Annotated in this window: 14 protein-coding genes; 4 read left to right on the forward strand and 10 right to left on the reverse strand. The window is 55.6% G+C overall.

Annotation, left to right across the window (positions count from 1 at the left end; all coding sequences use genetic code 11):
- Nucleotides 1-17: 17 nt before the first annotated feature.
- The 5 genes from FGO67_RS12090 to sdhC all read right to left on the reverse strand — a co-directional run bounded on the left by FGO67_RS12090 (nt 18) and on the right by sdhC (nt 6380).
- Entirely contained in the window at nt 18-2855 is a 2838-nt protein-coding gene (locus FGO67_RS12090; RefSeq protein ID WP_203300917.1) for a 2-oxoglutarate dehydrogenase E1 component, read from the reverse strand.
- 313 nt (nt 2856-3168) lie between these two features.
- On the reverse strand, nt 3169-3873 hold the full coding sequence (locus FGO67_RS12095) for a succinate dehydrogenase iron-sulfur subunit (protein ID WP_203300918.1): 705 nt from the start codon (nt 3871-3873) through the stop codon (nt 3169-3171).
- A gap of 15 nt (nt 3874-3888) precedes the next feature.
- Nucleotides 3889-5661 (reverse strand): succinate dehydrogenase flavoprotein subunit, encoded by a 1773-nt coding sequence (gene sdhA / locus FGO67_RS12100; RefSeq protein ID WP_203300919.1) that lies wholly within the window; start codon nt 5659-5661, stop codon nt 3889-3891.
- A gap of 3 nt (nt 5662-5664) precedes the next feature.
- The gene (sdhD, locus tag FGO67_RS12105; RefSeq protein WP_238942349.1) at nt 5665-6012 is read right to left on the reverse strand and encodes a succinate dehydrogenase, hydrophobic membrane anchor protein; all 348 of its coding nucleotides are present in this window, start codon (nt 6010-6012) and stop codon (nt 5665-5667) included.
- Complete coding sequence (gene sdhC / locus FGO67_RS12110; protein ID WP_203300920.1) at nt 6003-6380, reverse strand: succinate dehydrogenase, cytochrome b556 subunit; 378 nt, start codon at nt 6378-6380, stop codon at nt 6003-6005. Before sdhC ends, sdhD begins: the two co-directional genes overlap by 10 nt.
- A 474-nt stretch (nt 6381-6854) precedes the next feature.
- On the opposite strand from sdhC, the gene gltA reads away from it, so the two are divergent.
- Nucleotides 6855-8129, forward strand: a complete 1275-nt coding sequence (gltA, locus tag FGO67_RS12115) for a citrate synthase (RefSeq protein WP_203300921.1) — start codon at nt 6855-6857, stop codon at nt 8127-8129.
- Between the two features lie 177 nt (nt 8130-8306).
- The gene (locus tag FGO67_RS12120; RefSeq protein WP_338039574.1) at nt 8307-9200 is read left to right on the forward strand and encodes an NAD(P)-dependent oxidoreductase; all 894 of its coding nucleotides are present in this window, start codon (nt 8307-8309) and stop codon (nt 9198-9200) included.
- Nucleotides 9201-9288: 88 nt separating this feature from the next.
- Here the strand turns inward: FGO67_RS12120 and topA are convergent, their stop codons facing one another.
- The 3 genes from topA to fadB all read right to left on the reverse strand — a co-directional run bounded on the left by topA (nt 9289) and on the right by fadB (nt 15529).
- Nucleotides 9289-11922 carry a type I DNA topoisomerase gene (topA, locus tag FGO67_RS12125; protein ID WP_203300923.1) on the reverse strand — a complete coding sequence of 878 codons (2634 nt, stop codon included), beginning with the start codon at nt 11920-11922 and terminating at the stop codon, nt 9289-9291.
- 250 nt (nt 11923-12172) lie between these two features.
- Nucleotides 12173-13348 (reverse strand): acetyl-CoA C-acyltransferase FadA, encoded by a 1176-nt coding sequence (gene fadA / locus FGO67_RS12130; protein WP_203300924.1) that lies wholly within the window; start codon nt 13346-13348, stop codon nt 12173-12175.
- Between the two features lie 33 nt (nt 13349-13381).
- Complete coding sequence (fadB, locus tag FGO67_RS12135; RefSeq protein ID WP_203300925.1) at nt 13382-15529, reverse strand: fatty acid oxidation complex subunit alpha FadB; 2148 nt, start codon at nt 15527-15529, stop codon at nt 13382-13384.
- Between the two features lie 364 nt (nt 15530-15893).
- On the opposite strand from fadB, the gene FGO67_RS12140 reads away from it, so the two are divergent.
- Together FGO67_RS12140 and FGO67_RS12145 are read left to right on the forward strand one after the other, a co-directional pair.
- Complete coding sequence (locus tag FGO67_RS12140; protein WP_203300926.1) at nt 15894-16712, forward strand: hypothetical protein; 819 nt, start codon at nt 15894-15896, stop codon at nt 16710-16712.
- 149 nt (nt 16713-16861) lie between these two features.
- A complete protein-coding gene (locus FGO67_RS12145; protein ID WP_203300927.1) occupies nt 16862-17293 on the forward strand; it encodes a universal stress protein in 432 nt (143 codons plus the stop codon).
- Between the two features lie 58 nt (nt 17294-17351).
- On the opposite strand, the gene FGO67_RS12150 is transcribed toward FGO67_RS12145, so the two are convergent.
- Entirely contained in the window at nt 17352-18020 is a 669-nt protein-coding gene (locus FGO67_RS12150) for a DUF6901 family protein (protein WP_203300928.1), read from the reverse strand.
- Nucleotides 18017-19954 (reverse strand): ATP-binding cassette domain-containing protein, encoded by a 1938-nt coding sequence (locus tag FGO67_RS12155; RefSeq protein WP_338039566.1) that lies wholly within the window; start codon nt 19952-19954, stop codon nt 18017-18019. Before FGO67_RS12155 ends, FGO67_RS12150 begins: the two co-directional genes overlap by 4 nt.
- Nucleotides 19955-19959: the final 5 nt, after the last annotated feature.

Below are 19959 nucleotides of genomic sequence, written 5' to 3' on the forward strand. Positions count from 1 at the left end.
CTTAGTTCGGTAGCTCGTCAGATTTCAAACGCGTCGTTCACCAGCTTCTTCTGCTCTTCAATGTGCACAGACATGTGCCCACAAGCGGGAGCAGCTGAAGCATCGCGACCGGCATACTGGAGGTACAGCTTTGGGTTCAGGCGCTGGAGCGCATTTCTCATGTGATGCTGGCTCGGGTACCAGGCACCCTGGTTCATCGGCTCTTCCTGGCACCAGACCACGTTTTTCAACTTGGGGTACTTGGCCAGCATAGCGTCCAGATCGTCACCCGGGAACGGGTACAGCTGCTCGATTCGGAAGATCGCGACGTCATCGCGCTCTTCTGCCTTCTTCTTTTCCAGAAGATCGAAGTAAACCTTGCCGCTGCACATGATCAGGCGCGTCACCTTCTTCGGATCAGACGGCTCTTTCTCTGGTAGAACGGTCTGGAAGGTGCCTGAAGTCAGGTCATCCAAATCAGAGGTCGCTTCCTTATGACGGAGCAGACTCTTTGGTGTAATCGCAACCAGCGGCTTACGCAGCGGACGCTTCACCTGACGACGCAGCATGTGGAATACCTGCGAGGGCGTTGTCGGCACACACACCTGAATGTTGTGCTCGGCACTCAGCTGCAGGAATCGCTCCAAACGGGCGGAGCTGTGCTCCGGACCCTGGCCCTCGTAGCCGTGAGGCAGCAACAGCGTGAGTCCGCAAAGACGGCCCCACTTGTGCTCACCACTGGTCAGGAATTGGTCGATCACCACCTGGGCGCCGTTGGCGAAATCGCCAAACTGAGCTTCCCAGACAATCAAACCGCTGGGTGCGGTGGTGGCGTAACCGTACTCAAACGCCATGACCGCTTCTTCAGACAGCAGCGAGTCATAGATTTCAAACAGCGGCTGATCATCAGACAGCTGTTCCAGTGCGATGTGCGTTGCGCCATCCTTCTGGTTGTGCAGTACGGCGTGACGGTGGGAGAAAGTTCCGCGGCCCACGTCCTGACCGGTGATCCGGATCGGATGCCCTTCGTCGAGCAACGTCGCGTAGGCCATCACTTCGCCGTAGCCCCAGTTGATGGGCAGTGCGCCGGCGGTCATCTTCTCGCGGTCGCTGACAATCTTGGACACCTGGCGCTGAACACTGAAGCCTTCCGGCACGGAAGTCAGCTTCTTGCCAAGTTTCTGAATGGTTTTCAGAGCAACACTGGACTTGCACTTGGCCGTCCATTCATGACCAAGGTACGGCGACCAGTCAACGTAAAGCTCCTTGTTGGGCTCCTTGACCAGGGATTTGACCACGTGTTCACCGTCATCCAGTGCGTCACGGTAGTCATTCTCCATCTGCTTGCCTTCTTCTTCGGTGATGACACCTTCAGCAATCAGTTTTTCGGCGTACAGGTTGCGCGTGGTCTTCAGCTTACGGATCTTCTCGTACATCTGCGGCTGGGTAGCTGCAGGCTCGTCGGCCTCGTTATGCCCACGGCGACGGTAGCAGACCAGATCGATGACCACGTCGTTCTTGAATTCGTTGCGGTAGTCCATTGCCATTTGGGTGGCGAACATGACCGCTTCAGGGTCATCCGCATTCACGTGCAGGATCGGCGCCTGAACCATCTTGGCGACATCGGTGCAGTACTCAGTAGAGCGCGCATCTTCCTGTTTGCTGGTGGTAAAGCCCACCTGGTTGTTGATCACGATGTGGATGGTGCCACCCACGCCGTAACCGCGGGTCTGGGACATCTGGAATGTCTCCATGACCACGCCCTGCCCGGCAAACGCTGCGTCACCGTGCATGATGATCGGAACAACCTGGGTTCCGTCGGGATCTTTCCGGCGGGTTTGACGGGCACGAACAGAGCCCTCAACCACCGGCGATACAATTTCCAGGTGTGACGGGTTAAACGCCATCGCCAGGTGCACTTCGCCACCGGAAGTCATGACGTTCGAGGAGAAGCCCTGGTGGTATTTAACGTCGCCTGACCCGGAATCTGCAAGCTTCTTGCCTTCGAACTCGTCAAACAGCTCTTTCGGGTTCTTACCGAGCGTATTAACCAGGACATTCAGGCGGCCACGGTGTGCCATGCCCAGAACAATTTCCTTGGCGCCGTAGGAACCGGCGCGCTGAATCAGCTCGTCGAGACACGGGATCAGCGCTTCACCGCCTTCGAGACCAAAGCGCTTCACACCAGGGTATCGGGAGCCCAGGTACTTTTCCAAGCCTTCAGCGGCGGTAAGACGTTCGAGGAGATGCTTGCGTGTCTTTGCTTCGTAGTCCGGACGGGAACGCACTGGCTCCATGCGCTGCTGGAACCACCGCTTAATGCGAGTATCGACGATGTGCATGTACTCGGCACCAATACTTTCACAGTAGGTGCGACGCAGACCATCGATGATATCTCCGAGCTTCATGGTCTCGGAGCCAAAATTCAGGGAGCCAGTCTGGAACTCCAGGTCGTTGTCGGAGTCTGAAAGCTCGTGAAACCCAGGATCGAGATCTTCTACCTTGGGTCGCTGCCAAACGCCCAGCGGATCAAGCTTCGCTTCCTGATGACCACGAAAACGGTACGTGTTAATCAGCTGTAGAACGCGAATCTGCTTCTTGTCGGCATCGCTGGTGGCACTGGCGGGGACGCCTCCACTGGCCAGAAAACGCTGATTACGGGAGATGTGTTCAAACTGTTCGCGGATAGAAGAATGCGCAACGTCACGGCCATGAGAGCCATCGACGCTGGGAAGCTTGTCAAAATAACTACGCCACTCTTCGGGAACGGCATTGGGGTCTGTCAGGTAGGTTTCAAAAAGCTGTTCAACGTAGGCTAGATTTCCACCCTGCAAGTGGGAAGTCTGCCATAACTGCTCCATGATGCTTTCGTGCATTTTGAATAGCTCACCTTGGGCTGGTGCGGGGGAGCGCAATATGGTCGGCCAGGGGTAATTCTCAGTCAATACGGGTTTTTACGGGATCGACTTTGGCCGCCACACTCGACGTGGATGTTTTCCATTCCCCGGTGGTTTTTGTACTCAGCAATCCGTGCATCAACTTTATAAGCTTCAGTCACGGCTTGTGTAGTGTGCACCCGAGTAAGACTTTTGACTATAAGCCTTTGGTTGAAGGCCCCGCGTCATTGCGGGGCCTTCAGGGTGCCTAACCTAATCAGGACAGTATAGCGCCTGGTGCAGATCCTGCTGCTTAGGAAGCTCGTTGCAGCAGGAGGTTCCGGATGTGGCCGATTGCCCTTGTGGGGTTCAGGCCTTTCGGGCAGACACTTACACAGTTCATGATGCCCCGGCAGCGGAACACGCTGAACGGGTCATCAAGATTTTCCAGACGCTCGGCTTGTGCGGTATCCCGGCTATCCGCCAGGAATCGGTACGCCTGGAGCAGGCCGGCCGGACCAATGAACTTGTCCGGGTTCCACCAGAACGACGGACAGGAAGTGGAGCAGCAGGCACAGAGAATACACTCGTACAGGCCGTCCAGCTTTTGCCGATCTTCTGGCGACTGCAGGCGCTCAATGGCGGGCGCAGGATTATCGTTCACCAGATACGGCATAACCTTCTCGTACTGCTTATAGAAAAGGCTCATGTCGACAACCAGGTCACGAATTACCGGCAGACCGGGCAGCGGACGCAGCACCAGCTTGTTGTTCTTAACAACCTGAGAAAGCGGCGTGATGCAGGCCAGACCATTTTTCCCGTTCATGTTCATACCGTCGGAGCCACAGACTCCCTCACGGCAAGAACGACGGTAGGACATTGACGCATCCCGCTCCTTGATGAGGTTCAGCACATCAAGAACCATCAGGTCTTTGCCTTCCGGAATCTCGACTTCCACGTCCTGCATGTAAGGCGCGTTGTCAGCTTCCGGGTTGTAACGATAAAGGCTTACTAACATCTTTGGCACTCCCCTTTAGTAAGTCCGAATCTTCGGCTCAAACGTGTCCACGGTCTTCGGCGCGAAGTTCACCGCGCGCTTTCCGACACGCTTGTCAGCCGGAAAGTACATGGAATGCTTCAGCCAGTTTTCGTCGTCACGCTCGGTGAAATCGTTACGGGCGTGAGCACCACGACTTTCTTTACGCTCAAAGGCGGAAATCGCGGTAGCCAGTGCAACTTCGTACAGGTTGTCCAGCTCCAGCGCTTCGATCCGCGCAGTGTTGAACGCATTACTGGTGTCTGCCAGCTTGGTGTTGCGAACACGCTCACCGATGGCTTCCAGTTTCTTCAGACCTTCTTCCATGCTTTTGCCATCACGGAATACACCGAAATACAGTTGCATGCAGCTTTGCAGGTCTTTACGAACGTCCGCTACGCTTTCGCCCTCGGAAGCACCGTCCAGACGGTCAAGGCGAGCCATGGCACGCTTGATATCTTCTTCGCTGGCGCCGTCGACTTCAAAACCACCGCGCAGTTGCTCTTCGATGTGCAGACCGGCAGCCCGACCGAAGACAACCAAGTCCAGCAGAGAGTTACCACCCAGACGGTTAGCACCGTGTACAGATACACAAGCGGCTTCGCCACAGGCAAACAGACCAGCAATCGGCTTGTCGTTGCCATTTTCATCCTGGGTAAGCGCCTGACCACCAACGTTGGTCGGAATACCACCCATCATGTAGTGACAGGTCGGAACCACCGGAATAGGCTCTTTGACCGGATCCACGTGGGCGAATGTGCGAGACAGCTCGCAGATACCCGGCAGACGAAGATTCAGGGTTTCTTCACCCAGGTGGTCGAGCTTCAACAGGACGTGATCCTTCTCAGGACCGCAACCGCGGCCTTCCAGAATCTCGATAACCATGGCCCGAGCTACAACGTCACGACCGGCGAGGTCTTTGGCGTTCGGAGCATAACGCTCCATAAACCGCTCACCTTCGGAGTTGATCAAGTAACCACCCTCACCGCGACAACCCTCAGTAACCAGCGTACCAGCACCGTGGATTCCGGTTGGGTGGAACTGCCACATTTCCATGTCCTGCATCGGGAAACCGGCGCGCAGGGCCATGCCAATACCGTCACCAGTATTGATCAATGCGTTAGTTGTAGACGAGTAGATACGACCAGCACCGCCGGTGGCGAGTACGGTAGCCTTGCTCTTGATGTAGGCCACTTCACCGGTTTCGATCTCGATGGCGACTACGCCAACCACTTCGTCTTTGCTGTTTTTAACCAGATCTACGGCGTACCACTCGTTAAGGAACGTGGTGCCACCTTTCAGGTTTGCCTGGTACAGGGTGTGCAGCAGCGCGTGACCGGTACGGTCGGCTGCGGCGCAAGTACGAGCGGCCTGAGTCGGGTTATCAGGACCCTTGGACTGGCCACCAAACGGGCGCTGATAAATGCGGCCCTGCTCCGTACGGGAGAAAGGAAGACCCATGTGCTCCAGCTCGAAGACAGCCTGGGGGCCAACCGAGCACATGTACTCTACCGCGTCCTGATCGGCGATGTAGTCGGAGCCTTTCACCGTGTCATACATGTGCCAGCGCCAATCATCGTTGGGGTCGGCGCTCGCGATTGCACAGGTGATACCACCCTGGGCAGACACAGTGTGCGACCGAGTCGGGAATACCTTGGTGATACACGCGGTATTTACACCGGACTCCGTCAGTTGCAGCGCGGCCCGCATACCGGAACCACCGCCGCCAATTACAATCGCATCAAAAGACATGGTCTTTATGTTAGACATCGATTAAAGCCCCCAAATAATCTGAATACCCCAGACCACATAAACAAAGATCGCCAGGACGGTGACTGCCTGAAACAGCATGCGCTGTCCTGCGGATTTAATGTAGTCGGTCGAAATGGTCCAAAGCCCTACCCAGGCGTGGCCACCGATGGACAACAATGTCAGCAGAGTAAAGATCCGGAACCACGCTTGATCAAACAGCGCTGACCAGGACTGATAATCTACGTCGGTGGTGACAAAGAAGCCGAGCAGGAACAAGGTGTACAACGCCAATACGTAGGCAGAGACACGCTGGATGATCCAATCCTGGATACCGTTACGGCCAATGTTCGTTACGCTGTTCATGCCCATACCCAAACTCCTGCCAGAACGATGAGGATGACGGAAACCACAATCGTGATCTTCGAGGCGAGACGGCCGCTTTCCAGCTCTTCACCAATACCCATATCCATGAGCAGGTGCTTGATACCGGCAACCAAGTGGTACAGCAGAGCAGACAAAATGCCCCAGGTAATCAGCTTTGCAAGGAAGCTGTCCAGCAGTTCACTGACGCGGCTGAAGCCCTCTTCCCCAGACAGGGAAAGCTGAAGACCATAAAGCATGAACGCAACACCAACAAAAAGGATGATGCCGCTGATGCGGTGCAGAATGGACGTTATGGCTGGCAGCGGAAAATGAAACTTGCCGAGATCGAGATTTACTGGTCGTTTGCTATTCACAGCGCTCTCACACTCTCTCTTTATTCCACATATCCGGAAACCCGGTTGCGGATGGTTGGTATGTAAGGATCGGCATTCGATACGAGACCGACACGCGATTGGCTCAGGAGGGAGAATAACTACCTTGTCACAGCCACCATTCGACTCTGGAGCAAGGAATATCCCCAATTCCGGGCTACGGATTATAAGGAGTACCCTAATTAATTACAAACGCGCAACTCCGTGGACAGCCCGGAATTCATGGGCTTGAGACCGCTATAAGGCCTATTGACAAAACTTATTTGGCTCGTCTTTCACCGTTGTGTGGGATATCCCTGATTTACAAAACCGGCTAAAAAAGGGGTTTTCAGGACTCTTTCATTGACAAAAAAAGCCAACGCCCTATATTTTGCCGCCAGTTTTGCGATAATACGCGCCTTCTAGCGCATCTAAAAATGTAGACATAGCTGACAAGCTGACATATAGGAGAGCACCATGACCGACAGGAAAGCCACGCTCTCGGTGGGTGATAAGTCCATTGAGTTACCGGTATATTCCGGCACCGTCGGCCCTGACGTTATCGACGTACGAGGCCTAGTTCAGGAAGGCGTTTTTACTTACGACCCAGGCTTTGTATCCACCGCGGCCTGCGAATCAGCCATTACCTACATTGATGGTGCAAAAGGCGTCCTCCTGCACCGGGGCTACCCTATTGAGCAGCTTGCAGAGCATTCCGATTACCTCGAAGTGTGCTATCTGCTCCTGAAAGGTGAACTGCCGACTGCAGAAGAGAACAAGCAGTTCCACGACACCATCAAGAACCACACCATGCTGCACGACCAGATGCGCAATTTCTTCCAGGGCTTCCGCCGTGACGCGCATCCGATGGCTATTATGTGTGGCGTTGTTGGCGCCCTATCCGCCTTCTACCACGACCAGATGGACGTAGCCGACGAGCATCAGCGTGAAATCACCGCGCACCGCCTGATCGCGAAGATGCCGACCATTGCTGCCTGGTGCTACAAGTACAGCATTGGCCAGCCGTTCATGTATCCGCGCAACGACCTGTCCTACTCAGAGAACTTCCTTCAGATGATGTTTGGCGTTCCTTGCGAGGAGTACAAGCCAAACCCGATCCTGGCGAAGGCCATGGACAAAATCTTCATTCTGCACGCAGATCATGAGCAGAACGCCTCAACCTCCACGGTTCGCCTGGCCGGCTCTACCGGCGCCAACCCTTACGCCTGCATTGCCTCTGGCATTGCGGCACTTTGGGGCCCGGCGCACGGCGGCGCTAACGAAGCGGTTCTGGACATGCTGGCCGAGATCGGTGACGAGTCCAACATCGAGAAGTTCATCGCCAAGGCCAAGGATAAAGACGATCCTTTCCGCCTGATGGGCTTTGGCCACCGCGTTTACAAGAACTTCGACCCGCGCGCCAAAGTCATGGCGAAAACCGCTCACGAAGTACTGAGCGAGCTTGGCCTGGAAAACGATCCACTGCTGCGCATCGCACAGCGCCTTGAGAAAATCGCCCTGGAAGACGAATACTTCGTTCAGCGCAAGCTGTACCCGAACGTAGACTTCTACTCTGGCCTGATCCTGAAAGCGATCGGCATTCCGACCTCCATGTTCACGGTCATCTTCGCCATGTCGCGCACCATTGGCTGGTTCTCCCACTGGAACGAGATGGTCAGTGGCGACTACCGCATTGGCCGTCCACGCCAGCTGTACACCGGTTCCGACTCCCGGGACTATCCGGGAAAGTAACGCTAGAATAAGCGTGCACCAAGACGCAATACAGAAAAGGCCGCTAACTTTAGCGGCCTTTTTTTTGCCCTGCCAGCGGCTGACCTATTGTTGCATCGGGAGGAACGGCCGTGCCTGTGGTACCGTTTAGCACAGCGATTCAAAATCACGTCACTTGAACCTAAAACAACACTGGAAATCCAGGAGACAAACGCTATGACAACTACCGTCAGCTTTATCGGGCTGGGAGTAATGGGCTACCCAATGGCTGGACACCTGGCAAAAGCCGGACTCAATGTCAGAGTCTGGAACCGCACCCCCGCAAAAGCCCAGCAATGGGCACAGGACTACGCCGGAACACCCTGTCAAACCATCGCTGAGGCCGTCGAAGATGCCGATTTTGTGATGACCTGCGTCGGCGCCGACAAGGATCTGGTTGAAGTTTTCGAGGGCGACAACGGCATCATCGCCAAAGCCCCCAAGGGCGCCATCCTGGTGGACCATACCACCGCTTCCGCCGGAATTGCCGAGCAGCTGGCTGCATCCGCCCGCCAAAACGGTCAAGGCTTTATCGATGCGCCAGTTTCAGGCGGCCAACAAGGTGCCGAAAATGGCCAGCTCACCATCATGTGCGGCGGCGCTGACACAGATTTCAGTAAAGCCAAGCCGATTCTTGAACTTTACGCCCGCGCCCTGAACCTCATGGGGCCTGCAGGCAGCGGCCAAAAGACCAAAATGGTCAATCAAATTGCCATTGCCGGACTGGTCCAAGGCTTGTCCGAGGCGCTGCACTTCGCAGAGAAAGCCGAGCTGGACGTTCAAAAGGTCGTGGATGTCATTTCAAAGGGGGCAGCCCAATCCTGGCAGATGGAAAACCGCGCCGGAACCATGATTGCCGGGGAATTTGACCACGGCTTCGCCGTCGACTGGATGCGCAAGGATCTCGGAATCTGTCTGGCCGAAGCCAACAAGGTGAATGCCTCGCTGCCGGTCACAGCCCTGGTGGATCAGTTCTATGGTGACGTTCAAGCCATGGGCGGGCGCCGATGGGACACCTCCTCCCTAATCCAGAGACTCCGCAAACTGCGCTAGGACAGCTTCTAAACTCAGCGCACAAAAAAAGGGGGCCGAAGCCCCCTTTTCTTTTTATTGCCGATCCATCAGACCGGCAAGGTACTGACTACTTTTCTTTCGGCTGCCATTTGCCCTTCACGTACCAGGCAGACCAGCCCGTCGCCTTTCCGTCCTTTTCGGACATGACGTACTGCTCCTTGGACTTCCTGCTGTAGCGAATGACCGTAGGATTACCCTCGGGGTCTGACTCCGGCGCCTTCATCAGGAACTCGTACTTGGGGTCGATCTCGTCGCGATGCGGCTTGATCTCTTTGACCAGCGGCGGCCGTGTTTCACGATTCTTGGGAAATTTGCTCGCAGCCAGGAACAACCCGGAAGCACCGTCACGCAGCACATAAGTGTCATCCACTTTCTGGCACTGCAGCTCCGGCATTGGTACCGGATCCATCTTAGGCGGCGCAGGCTCGCCACTTTTCAGTAACTTACGAGTGTTTTTACAAGTATCGCTTGTACATCCGAAGTACTTACCAAAACGCCCGGTCTTGAGCTGCATCTCAGAACCGCACTTGTCGCACTCCAGCGTCGGGCCATCATAACCTTTGATTCGGAAAGTGCCCTGCTCGACCTCGAAGCCAGAACAATCCGGATTGTTGCCACACACGTGCAGTTTCCGGGTTTCGTCGATCAGGTAACTGTCCATCGCGGTACCACACTTGGCACAGCGACGCTTCTTGCGCAGCAGCCGGGTTTCGCCCTCGCCCTCGACATCCTCGTCAGCGCTGACCACTTCATCCCCTGAGGTAAGGTTGATGGTGGTTTTGCAACGCTCCTTGGGCGGCAACGAATAGCCGGAACAACCCAGGAAAACCCCTGTGCTGGCGACCCGGATCTGCATGTTGCGGGAACAGGTCGGACAAGGAATATCGGTCTCCGTTGGCACGTTCGCGCGCATGCCACCGTCTTCGGTGCTCTCGGCAGTTTCCAGCTGTTGCCGAAATTTGCCATAGAAATCGTTGAGCACCTTCTTCCACTCGACATCGCCTTCGGCGATCTCGTCCAGTTCGCCTTCCATCCGGGCGGTAAAGTCGAAATCCATCAGGTTCGGGAACGACTCCGACAGACGCTCGGTGACAATCTCACCCATCTTTTCAGCGTAGAACCGGCGGTTCTGCAGCCTGACATAGCCACGATCCTGAATGGTGGAAATGATTGATGCATAAGTCGACGGCCGGCCAATACCCTGCTTCTCCAGTTCTTTAACCAGACTGGCTTCTGTGTACCGCGGCGACGGCTTGGTGAAATGCTGGCTCGGATCCAGCTTCTTCAGGTCCAGCACCTCGTCCACCTTGATATCCGGCAACGCCACGTCTTCGTCTTTTTTGGACGACTGGGGAGCCGCTTTCAGGAAACCATCAAACTTGATGATCCGGCCCCGGGTACGGAGCTCGTAATCGCCGTTAGCGACCACAATGGAGGTGCTGAGGAACTCGGCATCCGCCATCTGGCAGGCAATGAACTGACGCCAGATCAGGTCATAGAGCTTCTCCGCATCCTTTTCGAGACCACTGATATCCGCCGGACGACGGCTAACCTCGGTAGGACGGATCGCCTCATGCGCTTCCTGGGCGCCTTCCTTGCTGCCATAGACCCGCTGTTTCTCAGGCAGGTAACGTTCGCCAAACTGCTTCTGGATAAACTCCCGGCAGCCCGCCACCGCGTCCTGACTCAGGTTGGTTGAGTCGGTTCGCATGTAGGTGATGAAACCCGCCTCGTAAAGCCTCTGGGCCAGCATCATGGTTTTCTTGACGCTGAAGCCCATGCGGTTACTGGCTGCCTGCTGCAGGGTTGAGGTAATAAACGGCGCCGACGGCCGCGATTTGGTTGGCTTGTCTTCGCGCTTGGCAACCTTGAAGCTGCCCGATTCCAGCCTGGCAACATGGTCATTGCTCTGCTGCTCGTTTACCGGCCGATAAGGCTTATCGTCGTAACGGGTTACTTCAAACCGCACAGGGTCAGACTTGCCGGGCGCCAGGTCAGCGTACAACTGCCAGAACTCTTCCGGCACAAACTTCCGGATCTCTCGCTCACGCTCGACGATCAGACGAACCGCAACCGATTGTACCCGGCCAGCAGAAAGACCGCGGGCAAGTTTGGCCCACAACAGCGGCGACACCATGTAGCCCACCACCCGGTCGAGAAAACGACGGGCCTGCTGGGCATTAACGCGGTTGTTATCGAGCGTACCCGGGTCCTTGAACGCGTCCTGAATGGCTCGCTTGGTGATCTCGTTGAAGACCACACGACGGTACTTCTCAGGCTCACCGCCAATGGTCTGCTGCAGGTGCCAGGCGATGGCTTCTCCCTCGCGATCCAAATCCGTTGCGAGATAGATGTGATCGGCGGATTTCGCCAGCCGCTTCAGCTCGCTGACCACCTTCTCTTTACCGGGCAACACCTCGTAGCGGGCGTCCCAGTTCTTGTCAGGATCAACACCCATGCGGGCGACCAGCTGCTCACGGGCCTTACGCTTCTTGTGCGCAGCTTTTTCTTCCGGAGCCATTTTTCGGGTTGCCGCCGCTTGGCGGGCCCGCTCTTTGGGATCGGATTGGGACCCACTGCCACTTACGGGAAGATCACGGATGTGCCCGACGCTCGACTTAACAATAAAGTCCGAGCCCAGGTATTTGTTGATGGTCTTCGCTTTCGCAGGTGACTCGACAATTACGAGACTTTTACCCATATCGGAGATCTGTATCCTTGGCGATAAATCGGTCAATTCGTCAGCAAACCGTAAACTCGCTGCAAAATCAGTCGGCTAGAAAAAACAAAATTGCCGCTATTCTGTGTAAGCCCTCTGTTTTACAGGGTCAAGAATAGCAAGACAACCCATTATTTCACTTACACCCTGCTTTTTTCCCGGGCTATAAATAGAAAGGCCCGGCGTGGTGCCGGGCCTTTCTGGAACGCTCTTGCTCAACGTATTGAGCGGATTAGAGGCGTTCCCACACTGTTGCGATGCCCTGCCCCAGACCGATACACATGGTGGAAACACCAAGCTTACCGCCTTTAGCCTGCATGACATTCAACAGGGTTGTGGAGATTCGCGCACCGGAACAGCCCAGCGGATGGCCCAAGGCAATCGCACCGCCGTTCAGGTTCACTTTCTCTTCCATTACGCCCAGCAGCTTCAGGTCCTTCAGAACCGGCAGAGACTGACCTGCAAACGCTTCGTTCAGCTCCCAGAAGTCGATGTCTTCGACTTTCAGGCCTGCGCGCTTCAGGGCCTTCTTGGTAGCCGGAACGGGACCGTAACCCATGATCGCGGGATCACAGCCGGCAACCGCCATGCTGCGAATGCGAGCCATCGGCTTCAGGCCCAGGGCTTCGGCGCGCTCTGCGGACATCAGCACCATGGCAGCAGCGCCATCGGTCAGCTGTGATGAAGTACCAGCAGTCACGGTGCCGTTCTTCGGATCAAAGGCTGGACGCAGCTGACCCAGGGACTCAGCCGTGGTCTCCGGACGGATGGTTTCGTCGTGCTCGATCAGCACTTTGAAGCCATTCTCGTCGTGACCTTCGATCGGCACGATTTCGTTCTTGAAGCGGCCTTCAACAGTCGCTTCGTGGGCCAGGCGGTGAGACCGGGCACCGAACTCATCCTGTTGTCCGCGGGTGATGCCGTGCATCTTCGCCAGCATTTCAGCAGTCAGGCCCATCATGTTCGAGGCCTTGGCTGAATACTTGGACGCCGCCGGGTTGTGGTCGAAACCTTCGGTCATGGGTACGTGACCCATGTGCTCGACACCACCCACCAGGAACATATCGCCGTTGCCAGTCTGGATAGCCTGTGCTGCGGTATGAATGGCGGACATGGCCGAGCCGCACAAGCGGTTTACGGTCTGGGCAGCGGACTCGTGAGGAACACGGGTCAACAGGGAAATCTGCCGAGCCACGTTAAAGCCCTGTTCCTTGGTCTGGTTTACACAGCCCCAGATCACATCTTCTACTTCTTTCGGGTCAAGCTTCGGGTTGCGCTCAAACAGTGCTTCGATCAGCGCAGCTGACAAAGTCTCGGCGCGCACGTTTCTAAAGCAACCGTTCTTGGCACGACCCATCGGAGTCCGCACGCAATCGACGACGACAACGTCTCTCGGATTAAGGCTCATAGATCTGTCTCCGTTCGGAAATCTCGTTCAGGGTTAACCAAAGAACTTTTCGCCAGTCTTGGCCATTTCACGCAGCTTCTCGGTCGGGTGATAAAGAGGACCAAGGTCTGCATACTTGTCTGCCAGCTCGACGAATGCGTCTACACCCATATCGTCGATATAGCGCAGGGCACCACCGCGGAACGGCGGGAAGCCGATACCGAAGATCAAGCCCATATCCGCATCGGCCGGATCCTCAACGATGCCATCTTCCAGGCAGCGAACAGTTTCCAGGCACAGCGGGATCATCATCCGGGCAATGATGTCTTCCTCATCAAAGTCCTTCTTACCCTGAACAACAGGCTCAAGCAGCTTGTAGACTTCTTCATCTACAACCTTCTTGGGCTTGCCCTTCTTGTCGGTTTCATACTTGTAGAAACCCTTGTCATTCTTCTGACCGTAGCGGTTGTTCTCGAACATTACGTCGATGGAGGACTTGTTCTCGTCCTTCATGCGGTCCGGGAAGCCTTCAGCCATAACTTCGTTGGCGTGCTTGGCGGTATCCATGCCGACTACGTCGAGCAGATAGGCAGGACCCATCGGCCAGCCAAACTTCTCCATGACCTTGTCAACTTTCTGGAAGTCGGCACCGTCACGGACCAATCCAGCAAAGCCACCGAAGTACGGGAACAGTACCCGGTTAACCAGGAAGCCCGGGCAGTCGTTAACTACGATTGGAGTCTTGCCCATGGCCTTGGCGTAGGCAACGGTGGTCGCGATAGCGCGATCACTGGTCTTCGCGCCACGGATAACTTCAACCAGCGGCATCATGTGCACCGGGTTGAAGAAGTGCATGCCACAGAAATTTTCCGGACGCTTCAGGTTCTTGGCCAGAAGGTCGATGGAAATGGTGGAGGTGTTGGACGTCAGGATTGTATCGTCGCGAACCGCATCTTCGGTTTCACGCAGTACAGCGTCTTTTACCTTCGGGTTCTCAACGACAGCTTCAACAACCAGATCTACGCTCTTGAAATCACCATAATTCAGGGTCGGCGTGATGCTGTTGAGAACGTCCGCCATCTTGCTGGCGTCCATTTTGCCTTTGGCTACTCGCTTGGCCAGCAGCTTCTTGGCTTCTTCCAGTCCGAGCTTGATGCCGTCCTGGTTGATGTCTTTCATGACGATCGGGGTGCCTTTTAGCGCAGACTGGAAAGCTACGCCGCCACCCATGATGCCAGCGCCCAGTACGGCCGCCAGGTTGACGTCACTGGCTTCTTTTTCCCAAGCCTTGGCTTTCTTCTTCAGCTCCTGATCGTTCAGGAACAAACCAACCAGGCAGGCTGCCACGTTGGTCTTGGCCATCTTGGCAAAGCCCTTGGCTTCAACTTCAATGGCCTTGTCACGGGTCAGGCCAGCGTGCTTCTGCATCACCTTGATGGCTTCAACCGGCGCCGGGTAGTTCTTGCCTGCTTTGCCAGCAACGAAGGCTTTGGAGATCTCGAAGGCCATCATGCTTTCCATGGCGTTCAGCTTGATCTTGCCCTTCTTCTCTTCGCGACGGGCCAGGTTATCCAGCTTGCCCTCGTTGCACTGGTTGATGATGCCAACAGCGGCCGCAACCAGCTTGTCGGATTCAACCACGGCATCAACTGCGCCTACTTTGAGGGCAGCATCGGCACGGTTCTCGGTACCACCACTGATCCACTCAACGGCATTATCAACACCGACCAGACGAGACAGACGCACGGTACCGCCAAAGCCCGGGAAGATACCCAGCTTCACTTCCGGCAGACCAACCTTGGCCTTCTTATCGATTACCCGGTAGTCGGTGGCCAGGCACATTTCGAAACCGCCACCCAGCGCCATGCCATTGATGGCAGTAACAGTCGGGAACGGCAGGTCTTCAACGGCGTTGAATACTTCGTTGGCCTTCAGGTTGTTGGCTACCAGATCCTCTTCCGAACCAGCAAACAGCTCGGTGAATTCGGTAATGTCGGCACCAACAATAAAGCTGTCTTTGGAGCTGGTTACGACCAGACCCTTCAGATTCTTTTGCGCTTTAATTGCGTCAGTTGCGGCACCCAGTTCTTCGATAGTGAGACGGTTGAACTTGTTGACTGACTCGCCCTGCAAGTCGAAGTTCAACTGAGCGATCCCGCCTTCGATCTCTTTAACCGTGATGGCTTTACCTTCGTAAATCATCAACTGATCTCCAGTCTGTGTTAGGAACTGCTTCCAGCCATCTACACGTTGCGGTGCGATGACTGTTTGTGCAGCGAGATTTCGGTCACTGCCCGATCATTCGATCCAAAATTCATACAGTCGTTTGAATCGCGAGGGCACACGATGAAAAAAAAACGGGCGTTTGTCAATTTGTTTCTTGCGGCGGATCTGAAAAGTGGATGCTGGCCACAGACTCCGAGACGCTAACCCCCGGATTTGATACTTGTTTACAGTTACCGCCGTTGCAGCGGCCAAAACCGCTTGATTGGCCAACGAAGTTACTTTAACTTCGATATGCGACTTTAGTCCACAATAATAAAACAGCATTACGGAGACTCATCCGATGGAAGACACCCGCCTGAGAGTTCGCTCCCTGGTAGCCGCACTGATCCTGCTCACTTTGACCTCTCTGGGTGCCCGCGCCCAGGAAACCGCGGGAGGGTTTCTGTCAGAACTGCACGAATTCCGCGTCAACAACTATATGGCCCTGGACGCCTATTACCGGTTCAGCGGCAGTGGCGACACTGACACCCTCAATGAAATCGTCATCGGCATCAATGCGGCCAACGATGCAATGAACACCATCATAAAAAGCACCACCGGCGTGCTCTCGACCGAGCAGATCGAAAGCCTGAATCAGGAGTTTGACCAGTTCAAGGCACTGATGCGCAGCAATATCAATGACGTTCGCAAGACTGGCTACCCTGACCTTCGCCTCGTTTCCGATATGGCGAACCAGGCACTTGCCATGAACAACATGGCAACAGACCTTTATCAGACTGCTCAGGAAAGTGTTCAAACCGAGACCAACCCAAGGGTTGAAGCGGCCCGCTCAGCGGCCGTCAAGATGGCGCAAATGATGGCCAAGTATTCGGTGCGAACCAATTCGCAGGTTGCCCAGACCTTTCAGGGCTCCGCTACTGAAAAGCCGCTGGACGAGCAGGCCCGCGAATTCGACCAGTTGCTGGCTACAGTTATGCGGGGCGACTCCGGCGCCGAGCTGAAAGAAATCATGAGTGATGTATCGTCGAAGTGGGAATTCATCCGGGGCTCGTACATAAACTACAACGAAAAGAACGTTGGATTCGTGATCGACCGATACTCAAAAGGCATTCTGAAAGGACTGGCAACCACTATTAACCTGCTGCAACGCAGCGCCTGACCCTCTCCTCTGAACCTGGCGAGCCTCGCAGCCCGCCAGCTTCCTGAATTTATTACCCTTCATTGATGTGCATCAGTTACCCACTACACTGTTCGGATCAGAATAGAGCGACTATTCTGAAGTTATGTCCGGCATGAAGGAGTGATGCAATGTCCACTTACAACAAGATGCTTGTTGCTATCGATCTGACCGAAGAGGCCCCGCAGGTGCTGAACAAGGCCAAGGCAGTCTGCGAGGCCCACGGCGCTGAGTTACTACTGATTCATGTGGTAGAGCCGGTCGGTTACGCCTATGGCGGCGACATCCCTATGGATCTCACGGAGTTGCAGGATCAGCTCGACAAAGCTGCCCACGACCAGCTCGCCGGCTATGGAGACCAGTACGACATACCAAAAGCCAATCAGGTGGTCACCGTTGGCCGTCCGGAATCAGAGATTCACCGCCTGGCAAAGGAACACGAAGTGGACCTAATCATCGTCGGAAGTCACGGCAGAAAAGGTTTCCAACTCTTGCTGGGCTCCACCGCCAATGGGGTCTTGCACGGCACCGAATGTGATGTGCTGGCTGTAAGGATCAACTAGCACCAGGCCCCGAAAAAACCTCAGGGCCCTTTCAGACAGCGGCAGCGCGCTGTGCCGTTTAGTGCGGCTCGCCGCCCATCTTGGATTCGAGCTTACGGAGCTGACTTTCCAGGGAAAAGCTCACGCTGGAAGCCATGGAGAAGAAGTTCAACAATGCTTTGAGATTGCTATCGCCCTTACAGACCGAATGGATTCGCTGCCACAGTGCCTGGTTAACCAACTGTAGGCGCTGGTTCCGCTCCACCAGACCCTTCAGTTCCCAATCCGGCTCCTCATGGTTTCGCTTGGCGAAGTATTGCTGCAGCAGGTAATGGGACACGCTGCGCATGATGAACTCGTCGGTATTGGCAAATGGCAGGTGGTGCATTGCCATCGGCTTCAGTTCCGCGAGTACGGGGCAACCACTGGTCGCCATCTTAAGACCCAACAATGACCGAAGTGCCTCCTCGAGAGCAGTCTGCTTTACATAGGCGCGGCGTTCATCGGTCACGGTTACATCGACCTTCTGGTAGGCATCATCGGCCTGGAACGCCTCCACCACGGGCAGAATTTCCGTTGCGGCCGGGCAATGTTCGGTATCGCCGGAACGCAGCGGACAGTTGGAGCACTGGCAATGCTCCAACTTTACCCAGGAGGGTTGTTTCGGAGCCGACACTGCCGGCTGATCGGTTACCTTGAACTCAACCGTACGCCCGCCCTGAAACCTGAAACTGTAATTTACATTCATTGATTCGCCTGTTCCTCAAGCTCCATCCACCGCTCAATCACCTGCTCAAGACGAGATTCCTTATCCGCCAACTCATCAAGCGTGGCAGAGACATCATTCGGTGGACCGGAATAAAACTCTGAGTCTGCAATCGTCGTCTGCAGCCGGGCAACATCCTGCTCTAAGGCCTCGATTTTCCCCGGTAATTCCTCGAGTTCAAGTTTAAGCTTGTAACTCAGCTTAGCGGGTTTCGATTGTGTGGACTGGCCCACAGGTTTGGACGGTGATGTGGACAGCTTCTCGTCGCCTCCGTTCTTCGAGCGCTTATCCTGCTTGTCCGGCCGATTGCCACCCGCTTCGGAAGGAAAACGTCCACCCTGCCGACGCCAGTCACTGTAGCCACCGACATACTCGCGCACCCGTCCGGAGCCATCCAGGAAGACTGTTTCAGTTACCACGTTATCGAGGAATTCACGGTCGTGGCTGATGACGATGACGGTGCCCTTGAACTCGGCCAACTGTTCTTCCAGCAGTTCCAGCGTTTCGACATCCAGATCGTTGGTAGGCTCGTCCAGCACCAGGATATTGGCCGGCTTGCTGAACAGCTTTGCCAACAGCAGACGCGCCCGCTCACCACCGGAAAAGACCCGCACCGGAGACCGGGCACGCTCTGGCGTAAACAGGAATTCCTGCAGGTAGCCCAATACATGCTTGCTCTGGCCATTGATGTCGATGAACTCGCGACCTTCCGACAAGTTGTCCAGCGCATTCTTGCTCAAATCCAACTCACCACGCAGTTGATCGAAGTAAGCAACCTGGAGATTGGTGCCCAGGCGGATCGATCCCTCAGTGGCCTCAAGGTCTCCGAGCAACAGCCGCACCAGAGTCGTTTTTCCGGTGCCGTTTTCGCCAACGAGACCGATCTTGTCGCCGCGCAGGACGGTCAGGTTCATATCCCGGATGATATCGGCGCGGGCCTGATACCCAAATCCGGCATCCCGGGTTTCCACCACCAGCTTGCCAGAGCGCGCCGCATCTTCGACCGCAAAGGTTGCTGTGCCACCACGAGTTCGGCGTTGCCGATGCTCCTCACGCATCGCCTTCAGGGCGCGCACCCGCCCCATGTTCCTGGTGCGGCGGGCCTTGATACCCTGGCGGATCCAGGCTTCTTCCTGTTTCAGGCGTTTGTCGAAGAGCGCATTCTGGCGCTCCTCTTCCTCGAGCGCCTTCTCTTTCAACTCAAGGTATTTGTCATAAGTCGCTGAAAAGCTGACAAGTTTGCCACGATCCAACTCCACAATCCGGGTCGCCATACTGCGAATGAATGCCCGGTCGTGACTGACAAACAGCATCGCGCCCCGGAACTGGCCCAGCGCCTCTTCCAGCCAGGCAATAGCTGGCACATCCAAGTGGTTGGTAGGCTCATCCAGCAGCAGAATATCGGGCTCAGCGACCAAAGCTCGCGCCAACAACACCCGGCGCTGCCAGCCGCCCGAAAGGGTATCCAGCTGCCGGTCAGGGTCGATACCGTATTGCCCCAGAATAGTGGTCACCTTCTGATCCAGGCGCCACCCGTCCAGCGCCTCAAGGCGCTCCTGCACTTTCATCATGCGATCGAGACTGGCCTCATCGGCCTGCTGAGAAAGGCGGTGGAATTCAGTCAGCAGTTCACCGGTCTCTGGAAAAGCGCCGGCGACCACATCGTAGGCCGTGCGGGTATCGTTTGTCGGCAGGTTCTGAGGCAGAACTGCCAGCACAGCACCATCATCCAGACGAACGAGACCACCATCGGGAACCACTTCCCCGCTGACTATTTTTAAAAGCGTTGATTTGCCCTCGCCGTTCCGGCCGAGCAGACACACCCGTTCGCCGGCCTCCACGATCAGTGACGCCTGGTCAAGCAGTGGGTGCATCCCATAAGCCAGGGACAAGGCATCCAGTGTTAACAATGGCACGTTAC

It is taken from the genome of Marinobacter sediminum, from assembly GCF_016820575.1.
Taxonomy (GTDB): Bacteria; Pseudomonadota; Gammaproteobacteria; order Pseudomonadales; family Oleiphilaceae; genus Marinobacter; species Marinobacter sediminum.